This is a genomic window from Gracilibacillus orientalis (assembly GCF_900114645.1).
GTDB classification, from domain to species: domain Bacteria; phylum Bacillota; class Bacilli; order Bacillales; family Amphibacillaceae; genus Gracilibacillus; species Gracilibacillus orientalis.
Genome location: NZ_FOTR01000006.1, coordinates 173,840 through 193,972, shown reverse-complemented (window position 1 = coordinate 193,972; position 20,133 = coordinate 173,840). Strand labels below are relative to the sequence as shown.

Genomic DNA, 20,133 nt, shown 5'->3' with positions numbered 1-20,133 from the left:
AACTTAGCTTGGTGTTGGAACACCTAAATGACGAACATCAACAAAGTGTCCTTTGATTGCAGCAGCAGCAGCCATTTCCGGACTCACTAAGTGTGTACGAGCACCAGTACCTTGACGACCTTCAAAGTTGCGGTTAGAAGTTGAAGCACAACGTTCACCTTCTGGAACAAAGTCATCGTTCATTGCCAGACACATACTGCAACCAGCGTCACGCCATTCAAAACCAGCTTCTTTAAAGATAACGTCAATACCTTCTTTTTCGGCTTCGACTTTGACACTGTGTGAGCCAGGTACAACAATAGCATTAACATTAGTGTTAACTTTTTGTCCTTTCACAATTTCGGATGCTCTTTTCAAGTCTGCAAGGCGAGAGTTGGTGCATGATCCGATAAATACATGTTCTATTTCGACAGAAGAGATAGGTTCGCCGCCTTCAAGTCCCATGTATTCTAATGCACGTTTAATTTCCTCGCGGTCATTTTCATTATTCGTATTATCCATTGTTGGAACATTTCCACTCACTGGAATACACATTCCAGGGTTTGTTCCCCAGGTGACCTGTGGTTCGATTTCGTCTGCATCGATTTCAACCTGTTCATCATAAGCAGCACCTTCGTCAGTCGCTAATGCTTTCCATTCTTCAGCAATCTGATCAAAAGCTTCACCATCTGGTACATGACGTTTTCCGCGTAAAAATTCCACGGTAGTGTCATCTGGACTGATTAATCCGGCACGGGCACCAGCTTCAATTGACATGTTACATATTGTCATTCGACCTTCCATTGATAGGTTTCGAACGGCTTCGCCAGTATATTCAATAACATATCCGGTTCCGAATTTAACACCAAATTTGCCTATAATTGCTAAAATTAAGTCTTTGGCAGTAACACCTGTACCTAAATTGCCGTTAATTTTTACATTTAATGTTTTCGGTTTTTGCTGCCAGATTGTTTGGGTAGCTAATACGTGTTCCACTTCACTGGTACCTATACCGAACGCTAATGCACCAAATGCTCCGTGAGTAGAGGTGTGGCTATCCCCACAAACAATTGTCTTACCAGGTTGTGTCAATCCTAATTCTGGCCCGATTACGTGCACGATACCTTGGTCTGGGTGGTGGATATCTGCTAAAGGTACACCGAACTCATCACAGTTTGTTTTTAATTTTTCCATTTGTGTTTTGGATACTTCATCTTTGATAACATTACGGTGTATCGTTGGCACGTTGTGATCCATAGTTGCAAATGTACGATCAGGTTGACGTACTTTTCGATTGTTAATCCTAAGTCCTTCAAATGCTTGAGGGGAAGTAACCTCATGGACTAAGTGCAAGTCAATATATAAAAGATCAGGTTTTCCTGTTTCATCATGAACGACGTGTTTTTCCCAAATCTTCTCAATAATAGTCTTTGATTTTCTCATTTATTTCACTCCTTACGTTTGTGTTAATTATTGCTAAAGTTTCGCTTAGAAAAAGATCGGCGTTTTTCTATTTGGAATAGGTTACGCCGAAATTTTTCCTTCTTATTTTAGATCGCATCTACGATTAGTTGTGTCATTTCGGTTGTGTTGACTAGTTCTCCATTGTCATTTTTTAAATCTGCGGTGTAATAGTTTTGATTTACTATTTTTTCTACTGCATCTTCAATTGCTTGTGCTTCTTCATTCATATTAAAAGAATAGCGAAGCATCATGGCAGCAGAGAGGATCATTGCAATTGGATTGGCTATACCTTTACCAGCGATATCAGGTGCAGAGCCATGTGCAGGTTCATATAAACCAACACCATCTTCTGCTAAGCTGGCAGAAGGGAGCATCCCAAGTGATCCAGTTAGAACAGAAGCTTCATCACTTAAAATATCACCAAACATATTCTCTGTAACAATAACATCAAATTGTGTTGGATTTGTGATTAGTTTCATTGCCGCAGCATCTACTAACACATGATCAACAGTGACATTTGGATAGTCAGCCTTTTTCTCTTCAACAATTTCTCTCCATAGTTTACTAGACTCTAACACGTTAGCTTTATCAACGGAGGTTAGCTGTTTATTGCGTAACTCCGCACTTTGAAAGGCTTTATCGATAATGCGTTCCATCTCTTTTCTCGTATATGCTAATGTATCAACAACAGCATTACCATTATCAAAGCGTTCACTAGGCTGGCCAAAATATAAACCACCAGTCAGTTCGCGGACAATTAGTAAGTCACTGCCTTGTATGATTTCTTCTTTTAAAGGAGATGCATGTAAAAGTTTCTTAAAGCCTTTAACAGGGCGGAGGTTTGCATATAAATCAAGCGCTTTGCGAATGCCTAGCAAACCACGTTCAGGTCGTAAATCAGAGGGATTATTATCCCACTTTGGACCACCAACAGCACCTAATAAAACAGCATCTGCATTTTTACAAGCTTTAACCGTTTCATCAGGAAGGGGAGTATTATGATTATCAATGGCAACTCCACCGATGTCGTATGAAGAAAATTCAAAAGGTTTATTATATTTTTTGGTGATTGCTTCTAGGACGTCTTTGGCAGCATAGATAACTTCTGCTCCAATTCCATCACCCGGAAGCAGTACGATTTTACCTGTCAATTCATTGACCTCCTACATCCCGATTTAGATTGCTTTCTTCTGATAAATAGCTCGGTTTACACCGTTTAGATATGCTTGCACTGCCGCCTCTAATACGTCTTGTGCAGAACCACGTCCACTTACAGTCTTTCCGTCAACGGTTAAGCTGACGTGAACTTCTGCGAGTGCATCACGTCCTTGACCGATTGAATTGAGTTGAAAATCAGTAAGGTGTGTTTCTTCCAAAATAATTTGATCTAATGTGTTATAAAGTGCTTCAACACTTCCTGAACCTGTGCTCGTATCTTTTACTTTTTCATTATTTGGATTGGACAGTGACACTGTCGCACTAGGTTGGTCATTGGACCCATATTGTACTTGGAAATTATCTAGCTTATAACGTTTCACATTCGAGGTATCTGTTTGGATGTCAGTAAGGATTGCAAACAAATCTTCGTCAGTGACTTCTTTTTTACGGTCTGTTAATAATTTAAACGCCTTAAATGCTTCTTTAATCTTATCTTCTGGAAGGTCATAGCCAAGCTGTTTAATTTTATCAGTAAATGCATGGCGACCAGAGTGTTTACCTAATACAAGGTTGTTAGAATGAACACCAACTAATTCTGGTGTTATAATTTCATATGTTTGAGCATTCTTTAATACACCATCTTGGTGAATGCCAGATTCATGCGCAAAAGCATTACGACCAACAACTGCCTTATTTCCAGGTACAGTCATACCGGTGAATTTACTCACCATATCACTAGTACGTTTAATTTCATTTAAAACTAAATTAGTATGATAAGGATAATAATCATTGCGAATTTTTAAAGCTACGGCAAATTCTTCTAAAGATGCATTACCCGCACGTTCTCCGATACCGTTAATCGTACCTTCGACTTGGGTAGCACCATTTTCCACTGCAGCAACCGAGTTAGCTAAAGCCATCCCTAAGTCATCATGACAGTGACAAGAAAGATCAGCTTTGTGAATATTTGGTACATTTTCTTTAATATATTTAAACATGGCACCATATTCTCTTGGCATCGTGTAACCAACGGTGTCAGGTAAGTTAATAACGGTAGCTCCAGCATCAATTACTTTCTCAATAATCTTTGTCAGGAAGTCTAAGTCTGTTCGTGATGCATCCTCTGCAGACCATTCGACGTGATCAAAAAATTGTTTACCGTATTCGACCATTTCAACAGCTGTTTCAATAACTTCTTCAGGTGTTTTCTTTAATTTATATTCCATATGAATAGGGGAGGTAGCGATAAAAATGTGAAGCCTGGGATTAGTCGCGTTTATTAAAGCATCACGACATGCATTAATATCGGATTTAACCGCACGAGCTAAACCGGCTACGGATACATTCTTCACTGTTTCGGCAATTTGTTTCACTGCTTCAAAATCGCCTTTGGAGGAAGCAGGGAATCCTGCTTCCATTACATCTACCCCAAAGCGTTCTAATTGTTTAGCAAGCTCTAATTTTTCTAGCTGATTTAGATTGACACCAGGTGATTGTTCACCATCACGAAGTGTCGTATCAAAAATCTTAATTTGAGTCATTAGAGACCACTTCCTTTTTATTAATAGCCTTTTGCTTAACAAACGGCATTAATTCACGCAGTTCTCTACCTACCTTTTCGATTTGATGTTCGCTTTCTGCTTTTTTAATAGCTGTATAACGAGGACGGTTAGCCTGATTTTCAAGAATCCATCCTTGAGCAAATTTACCTGTTTGGATATCGGATAATACATCTTTCATACGTGCTTTTGTATCTTCGTCAACAATGCGTGGACCTGACATGAAATCTCCCCATTCAGCAGTATCTGAAATAGAGTGGCGCATGTTCTCTAAACCACCTTCATATAATAAGTCAACGATTAGCTTTAATTCGTGTAAACATTCGAAATAGGCAACTTCTGGTTGATATCCTGCTTCTACAAGGGTTTCAAAACCTGCTTTCACAAGAGCAGAAGCACCACCACAAAGTACAGCTTGCTCACCGAATAAATCTGTTTCTGTTTCTTCTTGGAAACTAGTTTCAAGAATACCAGCACGGCCTGCTCCGATACCTTTTGCATAAGCTAGGGCAACATCTGTTGCTTGACCTGTTGCATCTTGGAAAATACCGTAAAGTGCAGGTACTCCAGCACCTTCTTCATAAGTTCTGCGTACTAAGTGACCAGGACCTTTAGGTGCTACAAGAAATACATCTACATCTGCTGGTGGTACGATTTGATTAAAGTGAATATTAAATCCATGAGCGAATACAATTGCATTTCCACCTTCTAAGTTTGGCTCAATTGCCTCTTTATAGATGGATGGCTGATATTCGTCTGGAAGTAGGACCATAATTACATCTGCTTCTTTCGATGCATCTGCTACAGATTTCACATCTACACCATCTTCTACAGCTTTATCCCAAGAACGACCTTTACGTAGACCTACCACTACATCAAAGCCACTTTCTTTTAGGTTTAATGCATGGGCATGACCTTGAGAACCATAACCGATAATCGCGATTTTTTTAGATTGTAATACCTCTTCGTTAATATTGTTGTTGTAAAGTACTTTAGTCATAATAAACTACATCCTCTCAATTAATTTTATTTATAATAATGTTATTATTATTAACCTAATAGTGATTGAAAACTGCTATCTGTATGGGGTTGCTGTCCACGAGCAAAAGCTGTTACGCCTGTGCGTGCTAATTCTTTAATGCCATATGGTCTGAGCAGTTCAATTAATGCTTCGACTTTATCTGGTTTACCAGTAACTTGGATGGATAAACTATCTTTACTTACATCGATAATCGAAGCACGAAACGGTTCAATGATTCCTTGAATCTCTGCCCGTAATTGGCTGTTACTTACAATTTTAATCAGGGCAAGTTCACGTGCTACGATAGCTTTATCCGTAATGTCTGAAACTTTTATAACATCTATTTGCTTATTTAGCTGCTTGGTAACTTGTTCTAACTTTTGTGAGTCTTCGACATCGACAACAAATGTCATTTTACTCATACCTTCTGTTTCGGTTCTGCCGACAGAGATACTTTCGATGTTGAATTGACGCCTTTGTAAGAGACTTGTTATCCGGTTTAATACACCACTGCGATTTCTAACCGTTGCGGTTATAATTCGTTTCATGGTTTCACCCCAATCATGTCATTTAATCCTGTACCGGGTGCTATCATCGGGAATACATTTTCCTGTTGTAGTACGCGAGCATCTACTACTACTGGACCCTCATAATCAAAGATCTCAGGTAGAGCTTTGATAAACTCATCTTGTGTTGTTAATTTCATTCCTTTAACATTATAGGATTCTGCCAATTTAACAAAATCTGGCTGAATATTAAAGATTGATTGTGAGTAACGTTCCGAATAGAATTTTTCCTGCCATTGTCTAACCATTCCCAATGCTTGATTGTTTACAATGATTACTTTAACTGGCAAGCCTTTTTCTTGCAGGATGGATAGTTCCTGCAGCGTCATTTGGAAACCACCATCACCAACGATTGCTACAACTGTTTCATCCGGCTTCGCAAGTTGTGCACCGATTGCTGAAGGGAAACCGAAGCCCATTGTTCCCAATCCACCTGATGAAACCCATTTGTCAGGTTTTGTAAAGGTATAATATTGTGCGGTCCACATTTGATGTTGCCCAACATCCGTTGTCACAATAGCATTTCCTTTGGTTGCTTCGTGAATTTTTTTAATAACCCATTGGCCGATCATTTCCTGGTCAGGATTATTGAACCATAACGGATAATTTTCTTTGTTTTCGTGAATGCCAACCAGCCATTCATCATGTTCAGGGTGTTTGATATCATGTGATAATAGTTTCTTTAATGCTGCCTTAGCATCTCCAACAATTGGTATATCAGTAGCGACATTTTTACCAATCTCTGCAGGATCAATATCAATGTGAGCTACAGTGGCATTCGGCGCAAAGGACGTTAATTTACCAGTTAAACGGTCGTCAAACCTTGCTCCAATATTGATTAATAAGTCACATTCATACAAAGCGGTATTGGATGCATATGTTCCGTGCATACCTGCCATTCCCATAAATAACGGGTGGTCACCAGGGAATGCTCCTAATCCTAGCAGGGTAGAGGCAACAGGTATTGAATATTTTTCAGCAAATTCTTGTACTTCTTCTGAAGCTTTTGCAAACAGGATACCTGCACCTGTTAAAAGAACTGGTTTTTTTGCCTTTCCAATTGCTTCAGCAAGCTTTTTCGTTTGCAAAGGATTAGGTTTGGTTGTTGGCTGGTACCCTGGTAGATCCAATTCAACATTTGGTGTGAATTCTGCTTCTATCACTTCACCAGAAATGTCTTTTGGCATATCAATTAATACTGGACCAGGACGTCCTGTTGTTGCAATATGAAAAGCTTCTTTGACGATTCGAGGCAAATCTTTAACGTCGCGAACTTGATAATTATGCTTTGTAATTGGTGTAGTAACACCCATAACATCTACTTCTTGAAATGCATCCGTTCCAATCACACCTTGTGCAACTTGACCTGTAATGATAACCATAGGTAAGGAATCAATCATCGCGTCAGCAATACCAGTTACTAAGTTTGTCGCACCAGGACCTGATGTTGCCACAACAATACCAGGCTTTCCGGAAACTCTTGCATAACCTTCTGCTGCATGAATGGACCCTTGTTCATGTCGAGCCAGGATTTGATCGAAAGCATCTTGGGCTTTGTAAAGAGCGTCGAAAATAGGTAAAGCTGCTCCACCAGGGTAGCCGAATAATGTGTCGACACCTTCGTTAATTAACGATTCGACAAGTAGATCAGCACCTGTTTTTGGCTCATTGTATTCTGTAGCTGATTGTACTTGTTTTTGTGTTCTTTCCATTATAATCCCTCCTAAATGTTAGAATGTGAAAACTCAAATATTGTATAATAATTTCATTTTCTTTCTATATATAGAAAAAAGGCCATTTCAAACTTGTTTTTGCTAATAAAATAGCAAATAACAAGGGAGAAAAGGCCTTTCTTTTCACGGTACCACCCTGATTCGCAATATTTTTACAAATATTGCCTTATGAAGCTACATTCATAGATAGCTTCATTTTGGTAACAGGTGTATGAACACCTGGCTATGCTTACTAAGAAAGTCAGTTCAACATAGCACTCAGGGATGAGTATTCGGAATAGGGTGTATTGCCGATTTTCCACCATCCTCGGCTCTCTTTTAATACATGATCCCAATCCTTTGTTCCCGTCAACGTTTTATATATTATCTTCTTATAATTTATACTATACGATTGATTCTATCCTGTCTACAGGTATTTTTTTAAAAATCTTTAATTTTCAGAAATATCTGATTGACGACAATAATACATCCAAAAAACCTTTTGGTCAACCGTTTTTTAATAATTTTCTGACATTTCTTTTGAGGTAAAAGAGAGGTAAGCGATTACAGTGTTGTTGTTATCTGATTTTAAATCAAAAAATATTTTTTGTGTTTTACAGGTTGCCATCTAGTTATATATAATAGAATAATTAGAATGGAGAGATAGTAATGTCACAGTTGTGTATTATACCATGTGGGAAAAAGAAAATATGGGATAAAATTCTCGATGCAGGTCCAACAAAAGCAAAACATGCTTACATCGGCGTACTGCATCGTTTATGCCGCCAATATGTAGAGTTGTATTTCGATAATTGGATTATTATCTCTGGCAAGCATGGATTATTATTACCAGATGATATTGTACCTGAAAATTATGATGTCACTTTTCGTCCAAATGATCCAAATGTAATAACTGTTGAGAAATTACGTAGTCAATTAAGTGACAAGAGGTTGGATCATTTTCGTGACATTGTTGTATTGACAGGAAAAAAATATCAACCGATTATTAATAAGACGTTTCATGAAGTAGATAGCATACAATATCCTTTGTTGGGGACAAGAGGTATTGGTGAAATGCAAGGACTATTAAAGAGAAGTATGGCAAATAAACATGCCTTACATTCAGTAAGAAAGGAGTCTTAACATGAAAGCATATGTGATCCAAAACGGGACATACCAATTAGTAGATACGCCAGAGCAACAGCCGAAAGGTCGACAAGTTTTAGTGCATTTAAAAACAGCAGGGCTAAATCACCGAGATTTAAACATTAAAGATCGTGTTGGAAGTAAAGCTGAGCCATATATCCTTGGGTCTGATGGTGCTGGTGTAATCGAAAAAACAGGTGACGAAGCTTCTCGATTGGAGATAGGGGAGGAAGTGATTATTAACCCTAGCTTAAATTGGTATGATAATACAGAGGCACCACCAGAAGATTTTCAGATAGTTGGTGTACCATTTAATGGTACGTTTGCTGAAAAAATACTTATTTCAGAAGACTTTGTTGAAAGAAAACCAACCCATCTGAATGGGAAGGAAGCAGGGGTGTTTGCCTTATCTGCCCTTACTGGTTACCGTGCTTTATTTACTCAAGGAAAAATAAAAGAAGGGGAAACATTATTTATTCCTGGAGTAGGAGGGGGAGTAACATCCTTTATCATTCAAATGGCTAAAGCTTTTGGTGCAAGGGTGATTACTACTTCAAGAGATTCTGATAAATTAAAACAATCGGAAAAATTGGGATATGATCGTGGAATCGTAACCGATGAAGATTGGAAGATTGCATTAGCAGATGAACAAATCGATCTTGTGATCGAAAGTATAGGCGGGGCTACGTTTAACAAGTCATTAGATGTACTTAAAAAAGGTGGCAGAATAGTTACCTTTGGATCGTCTACTAACGATGAATTTACATTTAATTTGCGTTCGTTTTTCTACGGTCAATATAAATTAATTGGCTCGACAATGGGGAGCAGGGAAGAATTACACGAATTAATTCCATTCGTCGAAGAGCACAATATAAAACCTCTGTTGGATAAAGGTTATCCATTGGATGATATCGACACAGCCTTTACTCACCTTGAGTCACAAAAGCAGGTAGGGAAAATATATATTCATATGTAAAAAAAGTAAAGCAGATGGCCTGGAAAAGGCTCCACCTGCTTTTGTATTATTTATCTACAAGAAAAATAAAGCACATTATACATAAACTGCGAAGTAACGTAGAATGGATTTGCTCTCTTTCATTTTGAATTTTTTTGCGTGCATGATCGCCGTTGCGGAAAAATACTCCCTTTCACCCGAGGGCACAAGTGCAACATCTACTCAAGCAAAAATCGCCTTAGTAGTGTTTTCTATGCCGGGGGCACGGCCTCATCTAACTTGGTGAAGAAAATCACTTCACCAAGTGGATCTTCGGCTCGCGCTATTCTCCCAGGAGTGTCGCATTTTTCCGCAGCTTAGAATAGTGTTCTGTTCAAAAAAACAGGGAATCCATAGAATAGAATGCCAATAGTACTCTTCTTTCCGTTATCAGAACACTAAAATCAGCGCAGTATTTTGCCGGAGCGTTTTTTAAACCCTCACCTTTAGTCAGAATGGAAGGAATCTACACCAAGACACATTTTCACTACTTCGCAGTTTGTATCTATTTCGCATCTGATAAGTTGGCAGGACTGTAGGTTAAGCTCGTTTTTTCTATCCTTTTGCTTTGAAAAATATTGCACCTATCATACCAAATATGATTGCTGCAGATATACCTGAACTCGTTACTTCGAACATTCCTGTAACAACTCCAACCAGCCCATGTTTATCTGCTTCTTCTAATGCGCCATGAACAAGTGAATTGCCGAAACTTGTTATCGGAACAGTAGCTCCTGCACCAGCGAAATCAATTAATGGTTCGTATAATCCAAAACCATCTAAAATAGCTCCGGCTACAACCAATGTGCTTAATGTATGACCTGGAGTGAGTTTTGCTACATCAAATAACAGCTGGCCGACTACGCATATAAGACCACCTACAATAAAGGACCATAAAAAAACCATACTAGATTCACCTCTTTACTAAACATTTTCTATAGATACTGCGTGTGCAATACATGGAATTGTTTGTTTTTGTTGAACAGTTAGCGGGGATAATAATGCTCCTGTAGCAACAACCAAAATGCGGTTGCATTCCCCTTGAGACAGCTTATTTATAAAATGACCGTACGTAACAATTGCAGAACATGCCGGTCCACTGGCACCTGCGAATATAGGTTGCTCAGGCTTATAAATTTTTAATCCACAATCGATAAATTGCTCGTCAGTGATCTGATAATTATTTTGATGGAATAAATCTAAGCAAATTTCTCGACCAATTTTAGCAAGATCACCTGTAATGATGTAATCATAATAATCAGGTGTAAGATTGCGGTCTTTCAAATGCCTGGTAATGGTATCGTAAGCAGCTGGAGCCATAGCCCCACCCATGTTAAAAGGATCTTTCAGGCTTCGGTCCACAACTTTACCAATCGTTGCTGATGTTACTTTTGGACCAGTACCATTCTTTGAAAGTATCGCCATACCAGCACCCGTAACCGTCCATTGAGCAGTGTCAGGCTTTTGGCTGCCGTACTCATTTGGATAACGGAATTGTCTTTCAACTGCGGAGTTATGACTTGCTGCCCCGGTCATTACATAATCAGCTTTCATTTGATTGATAATCAGTGCTGATAAAGCTAATCCTTCCATTGAGGTTGCACAAGCATTAAAAACACCTAAAAAAGGAATTGATAAATTTCGTGCAGCAAAATTGGATGGCGTTAATTGATTAATAAGGTCACCATGTAGAAAAAACTGAATGTCATCTGTCTCCAAATTTGCTTTTTCAATAGCAAAGTGACAAGCATCTTCGATCATATGTTGATGTGCAATTTCAAATGATTTTTCATCCATCCATTCATCGGTGTAAAAATAGTCAAAGTCATTCGGGATATTGCCTTTTTCTTCAAATGGTCCTCCTACAACACCTGTCGAAATGATCGATGGGGGGGTATCGAATACCCATGTTTGTTTACCTGTCATCATTATGCGCCACTCCAATAAGTAAAAATAGTTTTAATGAAAGCTATAACAAAAGCAGAAAAAACACCAAATAGAATGACGGACCCAGCTAGTTTAAACATATTTCCGCCAACTCCTTGCACAAATCCTTCTGTACGATGTTCTATCGCAGCAGAAATTACAGCATTACCAAACCCTGTAACTGGAACAGCTGTACCTGCACCTGCAAATTGAGCAATACGGTCGTAAAGCCCAAATCCAGTAAGTAACATGGTGATAAAAATTAAGGTGGCAACTGTCGGATTGCCAACAGTTTGTTCGGTGAAATCAAAAAAATACATATAGATGGTTGAAATAACCTGACCAATGACACAAATAAGTCCACCAATTAAAAATGCTTTCATACAATTTTTAAATAATGGTCGTTTAGGTTCTTGTGCTTTTTCATAATCCTTATAGTTTGCGTGGGGATCGTTCATAGTTTTTCCTCCATTAAGTTTGTTCTTTTGAAAGTTTTTTTAGTTCTTTTAATTTTTTTAAGACTTTATCTTTTGATAGCTGTTGATTTTCTAGCTTTGTTAATTCTATATAAAATTTTTGATCAGAAGTCACATGAATATCTTTAATATTTGTTAGTGTTTCTAAGTCTTTTTTTACTTTTTTTTCTATTTTTTGTTCAACTGCTTGTTTAAGCGGTGTTGCATTAAAGGCAACAAAAAGTTGATCTTCAATATGAATTGCTTTGTAAGTTGCAATATCATTTGTCTGGTCGTCCAAATATGTTTGTGCTATGCTTGGTATAGAATTTTCTTCATGCTCATTTGACGTATCTGAACTCAACATGACAATATCAGACGAATCATCTTGAATGGAAGAGGAATTATTCTGATTGTTACATGCAACAAGTAGTAAAATGCACATGATTGTAGTGAATATATGTAGCACTTTCATCTTTTTTCCTCCCTCGAATGGAATAACTTTATACATATCTTGTAGTAGTTTGAAAAAAGTATGCATTCAAAATATGTAAAAAAACGAAACCAAACGCTTAGGAAATTCGTCTATATTAAAAAGAAAAGATGGCGAGGAGGAGTGGCATGTGTGGAAAAAATACACCATTGTCATCGCTATAATCGCTTGTATTGGGACTGTCCTACTGTTTGTTATTAAGGACTTACAGAAAGCATCTTTAGTTGAAACAGTCAAGGTTGAAGAACAATATGAGGATTTTATTGTACATATACGCATAGAAGAAACAAATAATGGATTTCAAGTGTTACGATCTATTCAATATATTGGGGAAGAAGTAATTACGATACAGCACAGAACACCACTAACACAGATTACAATTAATGCAGATAATGCAACGTTTACTGGTAGTCCTATATCCAAACAGATGAAACCGGGATATCAGTATCATCCACAACAACCATTGAATTTTTCGGCTCTCGAAAAAGGGGATCATAAGCTATTTGTCCATACCCAGTTTTTCATCGATGAAGAGAGTGTTAACATTAAAACAGAAGAAACGATTTCTTTTCAATAATAGGCTCTATTGAATAATGCTCCTAAAATAAAAAGTACCCGTTTCATTTAAGAATGAAATGGGTACTTTTTTTATCAAGCTTAATTATGCAATTGTTCTTGTTGCTCCTTAATAATCATTTCTTGGGCTGTGTTATCAGGTAATTGCTGATATTCGATAGTAAAGGATTCTTCATCGTGCCAGTTAGCTGTTTGAATACTTATTTTTTCAGGTGGCGAAGGTTCAAATTGAACTGTAGCCCACTCTTCAATATTGAATACTTTCCATGAATCTGTTTGAGACTCATTTATAATAAATAATAACTTTGATTGATCAGGGGACAGAATCACGTCTTTCAAATTAATTAAATCATCCACAAGAAAAGATCGGTTTGGCTCGTTTCTATCTAATAGGAGATAAGAACAAGTAGATGATGAGCAATTAAAAGATAGGAGGTAAAGTCGATCCAGTTCCAGTTTATCAAGCTTCATATTGGATATTGCTCTATTTCTGTTGTTGACTGTGTTGAGATATGCACCAAGTATAGTAATGTTCTCTGTGTTCAATGTGATGATTTCATCTTTTAATACAAATTCTACTTCCGGGTTTTCTGTTTCTTGAGAAGTTTCTTGAACTGCTTCTTGATCCAATAATTCATCTATTGGCTGTTCAGGGTCCTCCTTGGTTATCATCGGCTCGTTATCCTGATTACTACATGCAATCAAAAGCATAAGTGAAACAAGAACTATTTTCTTCAAAATAGTATCCCCCTATATATCTTTATGTGGATTGTTGCAATTTAAGTATTTTCAATTGGTCATTTTCATACCCAACTACTAACACATACTGCCGTGTTTCCTTGACTTCCTCATATGTCTCATTTCTCCTCGTTATATCGACATTTACTTCCATGTGAACTTCATCATTTTCAGTATCTATGATGGTTTTATCTTGCACGGTTAGATCTATGAGAGCTTGAAATAATTGACGGAATTCAGTATAACTTGTGCTGTCTTGGTATTGACTACCTAATAATGAATAGGCGTTTACATAATCTCTTAATCCAATGTTATCAAAAAAGTAATCAGCTATATAAAGAGCGTCTTCTTTTAGTTTTTTCTTATTAATTTGTTGTTCAGTAGGGGAAAGAAAGGTTAATTCATCTTCTTCTACATTTTTCGTCCATTCTGATACTATCTCAGCTACTTGGGAAATTGGTATACTGAATCCGATGTCTGTATCAGAAATCCCCGCAGAGTTAACACCAACTACTTTTCCACTATTTCTTGAAATAAGCGGTCCGCCACTATTACCATGTGTAATGTTAGCTGAGATTTGATATACTTCATCATATTGGTAATCATTTATAGAAAAAGATCGATCAGTACCAACAATCAATCCAAGAGATACACTATTTTGAATTCCCATTGGACTACCGATAGCAATAATTTCATCACCGATATCGGCTTGTTTGTCTGTTTCGAGTGCTATTGGTTCTAAATGGTTTAGCTCTGGAACACGAATTACTGCAAAATCTTGATCATCTCCGACACCTACTACTGCAGCCGGATATTCCCTAGCATTGGTTAATTTCACTACAATCGTGTCTGCATCTTCGATCACATGTGCGTTTGTAATGATATCACCTTGATTGTTTATCACAAAACCTGAACCAGTTTTTTTAGTTACATCACTTGTACTTTCAATTTGAACGACTGACTTTTGCGATTGATGAATAATATTTTTTAAATTAATTTCACTCTCACCCGCAATATTGGTAGCTACCGTATTACTTATTTCTAATGGCTGTTTAACCCAACTGATGTAGATACCAATTCCTGCAATGATTGCTAATAATAGTATGATTCCAGTTGAAATAACAGGAATGTATTTTCTCTTTTTATACATAAAAATCCTCCGGAGTTTATTCTAAGTACCAAGTAATTTCCTCTACTTTTGGTGTTATCCGCTCATAGTCAGCATCAACGTCAAAATGAGTAAACTCAAAATTACCCACTTCATCAGGATATAGTGTCTCTGGAAAAACATAGACATCGTTTTCTAAAATTGAATCTTCTTCCTTATCCTGGATTGAATAACTGACTAAAATAGAATGGATAGGGACTGTAGCAACACTTTTTAGTTGTCCAGTTATGATCCAGTTATCTTTCTCTTCTTGTAATTGTATATCAATTAGTTCTATGGCGTGGCTTTCATTTAATTCTTGTTCTTCTTCAAACGCCGAAAGTGCTTGTTCAATTCGTTGCTCCTGAGCAGATTCAAAGGCAGTTTTCTCTTTGTTTACTGTTGTTTTCAAGCTTTCTAATTGTTCAGAGCTTTCCACTACTTTAAGCGTGTCTTCGATTACGTGTAATGCTTGAGAGAATTGAAAGTCTTCTAATAAAGCAGTAGCCTCTTGATATGTCATCGATATTAACTTTTGATGCACTTCTTCTTGTAATTCAGCTGCCTGGTCATGCGTAATGTCTTCTATCTCCCATATTAAAGCCTTTAAGTCGTCAGTAGTAGGTTCATTATTTAATCTATATGTCGCTTGCTTTAATAATGTTTGATTTTTTGTTGCAATGTTTTGTTCCATCATTTGGTCGGTTAAATCACCGCTGAATTTTTGTAAATCAGCCTCAGACTCTCGTATTATTTTTAATGATTCTTCAAATTTATTTTGCTCATTTAATGTCTCGACCTGTTCAAAATCAGCTTCAACTTCCATAGCAACATTTAGAAATGCTATAACTTCATTGGCTGAAGGAAAATTCTCTTTATAATCCAGTGCATGTTCGAGTAAAGTCATTGATTGCTCATAATCACCGATAAGAGCCATCTCTGCTCCTTCTTCATAATAAGCTAACGCTTGATCAGATTGATATTTTGTAGCAAAAAAAGCGAATCCAATAATGCAACTTGCAAGTATCAATGATATAACAGGGAGTAACCACCATTTTTTTGATGGCTTTATTGGTAATTTTCTTTTATTTATATTTTCTGGTAGTCTTTTTCCGCAAGAAACACAAAATGTTTCGATTGTTTGTACTTGACCACCACAATTGGGACAAAAGGACAAAGTAATACCTCACTTTCTAGTTTGAGTAAGTAGGGTATGTATAGTATAGCATGAATCATTTCATTTCTTTAGAGGTCTGTGGGAGAAAAAAGTAAAATATTCTTTATTAAAATCAGAAAATTAGGTATAATAGAATAAGAAGAATTGAGAAAATGAGGTGTAGAACGTGGATTTATTTGGTGTTTTATGTTTTGTAATTTTAATCGGTTGTATTGGCTATAGTATTTTTGATCGTGTTAAATAATGTAGGCAGGAAAAAACCTCAATAGAGAATTTCTCTATTGAGGTTTTAATTTTAAGCTAAATGTGCACAAAAAAACATAAACAGCGCAGTAACTTTTTTGTTTGCTTATTAGAGTAGACTTATAATATTCACTTGCCCCGTATTAATAAATCTCACCATAATCCTTACATCATATGTTATGTACATTTACTTGTAAATTTTCTTCTAATATTTTATATTTAATACATATATTTGAATCTGAATTGATTTTTTCCAAACTATTAAATGTCATTCTTATTGGACTAGTATCTATAATAGTTTATAGATTGAGAATGTAGATTACCAAAGATTAATTCAGTTGAACATGGATTATTCGAGTTGATATCGAAAGGCTTCATCATGTTTATATTGCATGGCAAAATTCACCCTCTTAATAAGGAAAATACTGAATTAATACTATATTAAATTTCACGAAAAAAATGTCGGATTGACACAGGATATACCAAAAAATCTTTTGATATATAAAAGAATTGTCTAATTTTGCGGTTCGCTTTACAAGGAACCATTTTTTTGGGATAATCAATAGCGTTTACCAAATGCACTTTTGGACAAATCAATTTAGGGGGTAACTCGGTAAATGACAATGTATCCATTAAATTTAATAAGCAAGATTGAAGAATTACGAAAAGAAATGACCGATGTTGCTCTCAAAAAAGGTATTACCAGCAAAGAATCACTTCATATTAGTCAAGAATTAGACGAACTATTAAATAATTATGAGCACTATAAACAAAAACAAAATAAAGAACATAAATGAAATGTATCCTATCTATAAAGATAGTCTTAACAGTTAAACCCGTTTCAATAATAAATTGAAACGGGTTTTATAATTTTACTTAAGTTACAGAAATATGCAAGTCACACACAGAAAAGAATTTTTTTGTCAAGGCGCTAATCGTCCGTAAAACCTCCACTGATGGAAGTTTCACTTTATGCTCTTGAGATAAAAGGTTCGATCCGATCCAAGCCTTCTTTTAGGGTATCTATATCATAAGCATAGGACAAGCGTAAAAATTGTTCACCGAATTCAGAAAAGGCACTACCAGGTACTAACGCCACTTTAGCTTGCTCCACTAAATGTAATGCCACTGAAAAGGAATCTTTTTTTAGGTGGCTAATATCTATAAAGAAATAGAAACCTCCATCTGGTAAGTATGTTTTAATATTCATTGCTCTTAACCTTTGATATACATAGTCTCTCCGTTCATGATAAACTTTTTTCATTTTAATTGGATCCTGACGGCCGTTCTTAAGAGCTTCTAATGCTCCATGTTGGCTTATGGAAGAAGCACAAGATACATTATACTGGTGGACTTTCAGTATATGTTTTGCTAACCAGTCGGCTGCAAGAATATAACCAATACGAAAACCAGTCATAGAATGGGACTTTGAAACACCGTTAATAATGATGACCTTGTCACGAATTGCACGAAAACGTCCAATTGAATAGTGGCTTTGGTCATAAACTAATTCACTATATATTTCGTCTGCAATCAAAAAGATATTGTGCTTTTCAACAACTAATGCTATATCTGTTAGTTCTTCCTTAGTAAGTGTCACACCTGTTGGGTTGGAAGGGTAAGGGATTATGACAGCTTTTGTATTAGGAGTAATGGATTGCTCTATTAACTCCGCAGTTAATTTGAAATTTGATTGCCGGGTATCAATAAATGTAGGTATTCCTCCCGCTAATTTGACTAATGGTTCATATCCAGGATAAACAGGTCCAGGTAACAGCACTTCATCACCTGTCATTAAAATAGTTCTTAGTGTAATATCAATCGCTTGTGATGCACCAACTGTAACTATAATTTCGTCGTTGGGGTCATACTCTAGTTGGTAATTTGTCTTTATGAATGAAGCTATTGCCTCTCTTAAAGATAAAATACCTGCATTATGTGTATATGTTGTTTGATTTTGGTCTATTGCTTCCTTTGTTTTTTCTTTAACATGGGAAGGGGTAGGAAAATCTGGTTGGCCAATTGTTAATGATAGGATATCGGTTTTGTTTCCTACCATATTAAAAAACTGTCTAATTCCAGATATTTCAATGTTTTTCACTTGCTCATTTATGAATGATTCCATCATGTATGCCTCCTTCATTTCCTCTTATAACTAGCACAAAGTTTGGGAATAATAGTACTAATCATGAAAAGCTAGCATTATTTTATCATAAAATGAATAGGAGGGACACATAATGGCTAAAGAGCTTTGGAAAGAGATAGTGAGATTAAGTGATTTTCTTATACTCACCATGCAGACTGAATTATTTTTTGTGCTTTATACAGTCACTGGATTAATCATTTTGTATTATGCATTCAAACCTTTTGTTAAGTTCGTTATAGCATTAGAATGGAATACCTTAATAACATATATGTTTGTTGTTTTATTAATGTTTTTGATCATATCCGCATTTATAGATGTGCCAGATTGGAGATATGTTTTGTATGGCGTGTTAATCTTTTCTATTATCATAAGTATAAAGAGAAGTTTCACTATAATGAAAAACAATCAACCTTCTTCAAATTAAAATATATAGATAGCCAAGTTACAGACTTCAAGCAGGAAGATATGCATATCTTCCTGCTTGTGATAGGGAAATTATTACCGACGTTTTCGTTTGTGGTAGAAAGGAGATAGAGAAGAGGTTTGCTGTGAAAAATGATTATATTTAGGGCGGTACTTGTTCGTTGGTTTTGGGATAGACCAGTTTAAATATTCATACAGAATTGCTTTGGCCTTATTCAATGAAAGGGTAGGTTTTTGATTCCGATAGCTTTCATCTAAATGACCAAGATGGGGCAATGACTCCATATCTTCTTTATTGGGTGGTGTGTGAAAGTAGTAATTTCCGACCTGCACCAGTAATACGGAATGTTGTCGACTTTGCTTTGGATTTTTGGAATAGTGCAAACCTACTTTTACTGCCTTACTTTCCTTGATCAGTTTTTTCATCGTTTCGTTTTTTAAGCGATATAACTGAGTGGGATCAGGTGCAGTCTTTGCATGCCGATTGACAATAAATAAGGCTTGTCCCATTTTTTTTATCGCTTCATCCGAATCTTTCATTTATTCACCTTCTTATAAGAATGTATAAACTATAACAAAAAGTAGAAGGAGAACAATCCTTCTACTTGTTACTTTAATTCATTGATTGGATATCTTCAACTATTTTTTGCATATTGTCTGCTTTTTGTCCATTATATCTGTATATAGCATTGCCATCTGGAGAAACTAAATAAAATCTTGTGCCATGAAGAACTTGATCACTATTATCTGGATTTTCTACCAATTCTTTAAAGGATTTGTTAACAAATTCTTTAATGTCTTCATCTGAGTAACCTGTAAGTGCGTTCCAATTGTCAAATGTACCACCACGATCTTCAATGTATTGTTTTAAGATCTCTGGAGAGTCATTTGTAGGATCAACACTAAACGAAACTAGTTCAGCATCAATATTTTCTTCCTCTAAAAGACCTTGTAGTCTTGCCATATTGGCAGTCATCGATGGACAGACTGTTTCACAATTAGTAAATATCATATCAGCAATCCAAAATTCACCGTCTAATTCAGATTTTGAAAGTTCCTCGCCATCTTGATTAGTAAATGTGAAATCCTCTACTTCATATGAAAAGTCACCTTCATATTTATTTGAATCACCATTTAATATATTGCCTGAACAGCCAGCTAAAAAGAGCGCAATAAATAACATCATTAATGCATTGAATTTCATACTGTC

Annotated in this window: 21 protein-coding genes; 5 read left to right on the top strand and 16 right to left on the bottom strand. The window is 36.4% G+C overall.

The window, feature by feature from the left end; genetic code table 11:
- Positions 1 to 3: 3 nt before the first annotated feature.
- From leuC to ilvB, 6 genes are all read right to left on the bottom strand, one after another.
- Positions 4 to 1,422: a 3-isopropylmalate dehydratase large subunit gene (leuC, locus tag BM121_RS12715; protein WP_091484021.1), complete on the bottom strand. Its 1,419-nt coding sequence runs from the start codon at positions 1,420 to 1,422 to the stop codon at positions 4 to 6.
- 107 nt (positions 1,423 to 1,529) lie between these two features.
- Entirely contained in the window at positions 1,530 to 2,594 is a 1,065-nt protein-coding gene (gene leuB, locus BM121_RS12710) for a 3-isopropylmalate dehydrogenase (RefSeq protein WP_091484020.1), read from the bottom strand.
- A gap of 24 nt (positions 2,595 to 2,618) precedes the next feature.
- Positions 2,619 to 4,142 carry a 2-isopropylmalate synthase gene (locus BM121_RS12705; RefSeq protein WP_091484019.1) on the bottom strand — a complete coding sequence of 508 codons (1,524 nt, stop codon included), beginning with the start codon at positions 4,140 to 4,142 and terminating at the stop codon, positions 2,619 to 2,621.
- Positions 4,129 to 5,160: a ketol-acid reductoisomerase gene (ilvC, locus tag BM121_RS12700; RefSeq protein ID WP_091484018.1), complete on the bottom strand. Its 1,032-nt coding sequence runs from the start codon at positions 5,158 to 5,160 to the stop codon at positions 4,129 to 4,131. Before ilvC ends, BM121_RS12705 begins: the two co-directional genes overlap by 14 nt.
- A gap of 50 nt (positions 5,161 to 5,210) precedes the next feature.
- Positions 5,211 to 5,729 (bottom strand): acetolactate synthase small subunit, encoded by a 519-nt coding sequence (ilvN, locus tag BM121_RS12695; protein ID WP_091484017.1) that lies wholly within the window; start codon positions 5,727 to 5,729, stop codon positions 5,211 to 5,213.
- On the bottom strand, positions 5,726 to 7,459 hold the full coding sequence (gene ilvB, locus BM121_RS12690) for a biosynthetic-type acetolactate synthase large subunit (protein ID WP_091484016.1): 1,734 nt from the start codon (positions 7,457 to 7,459) through the stop codon (positions 5,726 to 5,728). Before ilvB ends, ilvN begins: the two co-directional genes overlap by 4 nt.
- Before the next feature lie 669 nt (positions 7,460 to 8,128).
- Between ilvB and BM121_RS12685 the strand changes: the two genes are divergently transcribed.
- Together BM121_RS12685 and BM121_RS12680 are read left to right on the top strand one after the other, a co-directional pair.
- Positions 8,129 to 8,602: a DUF6884 domain-containing protein gene (locus BM121_RS12685; protein WP_091484015.1), complete on the top strand. Its 474-nt coding sequence runs from the start codon at positions 8,129 to 8,131 to the stop codon at positions 8,600 to 8,602.
- A 1-nt stretch (position 8,603) separates the two neighbouring features.
- Entirely contained in the window at positions 8,604 to 9,581 is a 978-nt protein-coding gene (locus BM121_RS12680; protein WP_091484014.1) for a zinc-binding dehydrogenase, read from the top strand.
- Between the two features lie 573 nt (positions 9,582 to 10,154).
- On the opposite strand, the gene spoVAE is transcribed toward BM121_RS12680, so the two are convergent.
- Genes spoVAE through BM121_RS12660 form a run of 4 tightly spaced genes read right to left on the bottom strand, consistent with a single transcriptional unit; the run spans position 10,155 to position 12,455 of the window.
- Positions 10,155 to 10,505 (bottom strand): stage V sporulation protein AE, encoded by a 351-nt coding sequence (gene spoVAE / locus BM121_RS12675; RefSeq protein ID WP_091484013.1) that lies wholly within the window; start codon positions 10,503 to 10,505, stop codon positions 10,155 to 10,157.
- Positions 10,506 to 10,523: 18 nt separating this feature from the next.
- On the bottom strand, positions 10,524 to 11,528 hold the full coding sequence (gene spoVAD / locus BM121_RS12670; RefSeq protein ID WP_091484012.1) for a stage V sporulation protein AD: 1,005 nt from the start codon (positions 11,526 to 11,528) through the stop codon (positions 10,524 to 10,526).
- On the bottom strand, positions 11,528 to 11,983 hold the full coding sequence (gene spoVAC / locus BM121_RS12665) for a stage V sporulation protein AC (protein ID WP_091484011.1): 456 nt from the start codon (positions 11,981 to 11,983) through the stop codon (positions 11,528 to 11,530). The genes spoVAD and spoVAC overlap by 1 nt, the downstream gene beginning before the upstream one ends.
- 13 nt (positions 11,984 to 11,996) lie before the next feature.
- Positions 11,997 to 12,455, bottom strand: a complete 459-nt coding sequence (locus BM121_RS12660; protein ID WP_091484010.1) for a hypothetical protein — start codon at positions 12,453 to 12,455, stop codon at positions 11,997 to 11,999.
- Positions 12,456 to 12,603: 148 nt separating this feature from the next.
- Between BM121_RS12660 and BM121_RS12655 the strand changes: the two genes are divergently transcribed.
- Positions 12,604 to 13,050: a hypothetical protein gene (locus tag BM121_RS12655; protein WP_091484009.1), complete on the top strand. Its 447-nt coding sequence runs from the start codon at positions 12,604 to 12,606 to the stop codon at positions 13,048 to 13,050.
- An 80-nt stretch (positions 13,051 to 13,130) separates the two neighbouring features.
- Here BM121_RS12655 and BM121_RS12650 read toward each other — a convergent pair whose 3' ends face one another.
- From BM121_RS12650 to BM121_RS12640, 3 genes are read right to left on the bottom strand one after another with little or no spacing between them, the layout of a single operon-like run.
- A complete protein-coding gene (locus BM121_RS12650) occupies positions 13,131 to 13,787 on the bottom strand; it encodes a hypothetical protein (RefSeq protein WP_091484008.1) in 657 nt (218 codons plus the stop codon).
- A 22-nt stretch (positions 13,788 to 13,809) separates the two neighbouring features.
- Complete coding sequence (locus BM121_RS12645; RefSeq protein WP_091484007.1) at positions 13,810 to 14,937, bottom strand: S1C family serine protease; 1,128 nt, start codon at positions 14,935 to 14,937, stop codon at positions 13,810 to 13,812.
- A 16-nt stretch (positions 14,938 to 14,953) separates the two neighbouring features.
- Positions 14,954 to 16,111: a hypothetical protein gene (locus BM121_RS12640; RefSeq protein WP_091484006.1), complete on the bottom strand. Its 1,158-nt coding sequence runs from the start codon at positions 16,109 to 16,111 to the stop codon at positions 14,954 to 14,956.
- Between the two features lie 860 nt (positions 16,112 to 16,971).
- Between BM121_RS12640 and BM121_RS12635 the strand changes: the two genes are divergently transcribed.
- Positions 16,972 to 17,151 (top strand): aspartyl-phosphate phosphatase Spo0E family protein, encoded by a 180-nt coding sequence (locus BM121_RS12635; RefSeq protein ID WP_091484005.1) that lies wholly within the window; start codon positions 16,972 to 16,974, stop codon positions 17,149 to 17,151.
- A 173-nt stretch (positions 17,152 to 17,324) separates the two neighbouring features.
- Here BM121_RS12635 and BM121_RS12630 read toward each other — a convergent pair whose 3' ends face one another.
- The gene (locus BM121_RS12630; RefSeq protein WP_091484004.1) at positions 17,325 to 18,479 is read right to left on the bottom strand and encodes an aminotransferase A; all 1,155 of its coding nucleotides are present in this window, start codon (positions 18,477 to 18,479) and stop codon (positions 17,325 to 17,327) included.
- 112 nt (positions 18,480 to 18,591) lie between these two features.
- On the opposite strand from BM121_RS12630, the gene BM121_RS12625 reads away from it, so the two are divergent.
- Positions 18,592 to 18,924: a hypothetical protein gene (locus BM121_RS12625; protein WP_091484003.1), complete on the top strand. Its 333-nt coding sequence runs from the start codon at positions 18,592 to 18,594 to the stop codon at positions 18,922 to 18,924.
- Between the two features lie 74 nt (positions 18,925 to 18,998).
- On the opposite strand, the gene BM121_RS12620 is transcribed toward BM121_RS12625, so the two are convergent.
- Entirely contained in the window at positions 18,999 to 19,463 is a 465-nt protein-coding gene (locus tag BM121_RS12620) for a YkyB family protein (protein WP_091484002.1), read from the bottom strand.
- A 73-nt stretch (positions 19,464 to 19,536) separates the two neighbouring features.
- On the bottom strand, positions 19,537 to 20,127 hold the full coding sequence (locus tag BM121_RS12615; protein ID WP_091484001.1) for an SCO family protein: 591 nt from the start codon (positions 20,125 to 20,127) through the stop codon (positions 19,537 to 19,539).
- Positions 20,128 to 20,133 lie beyond the last annotated feature (6 nt).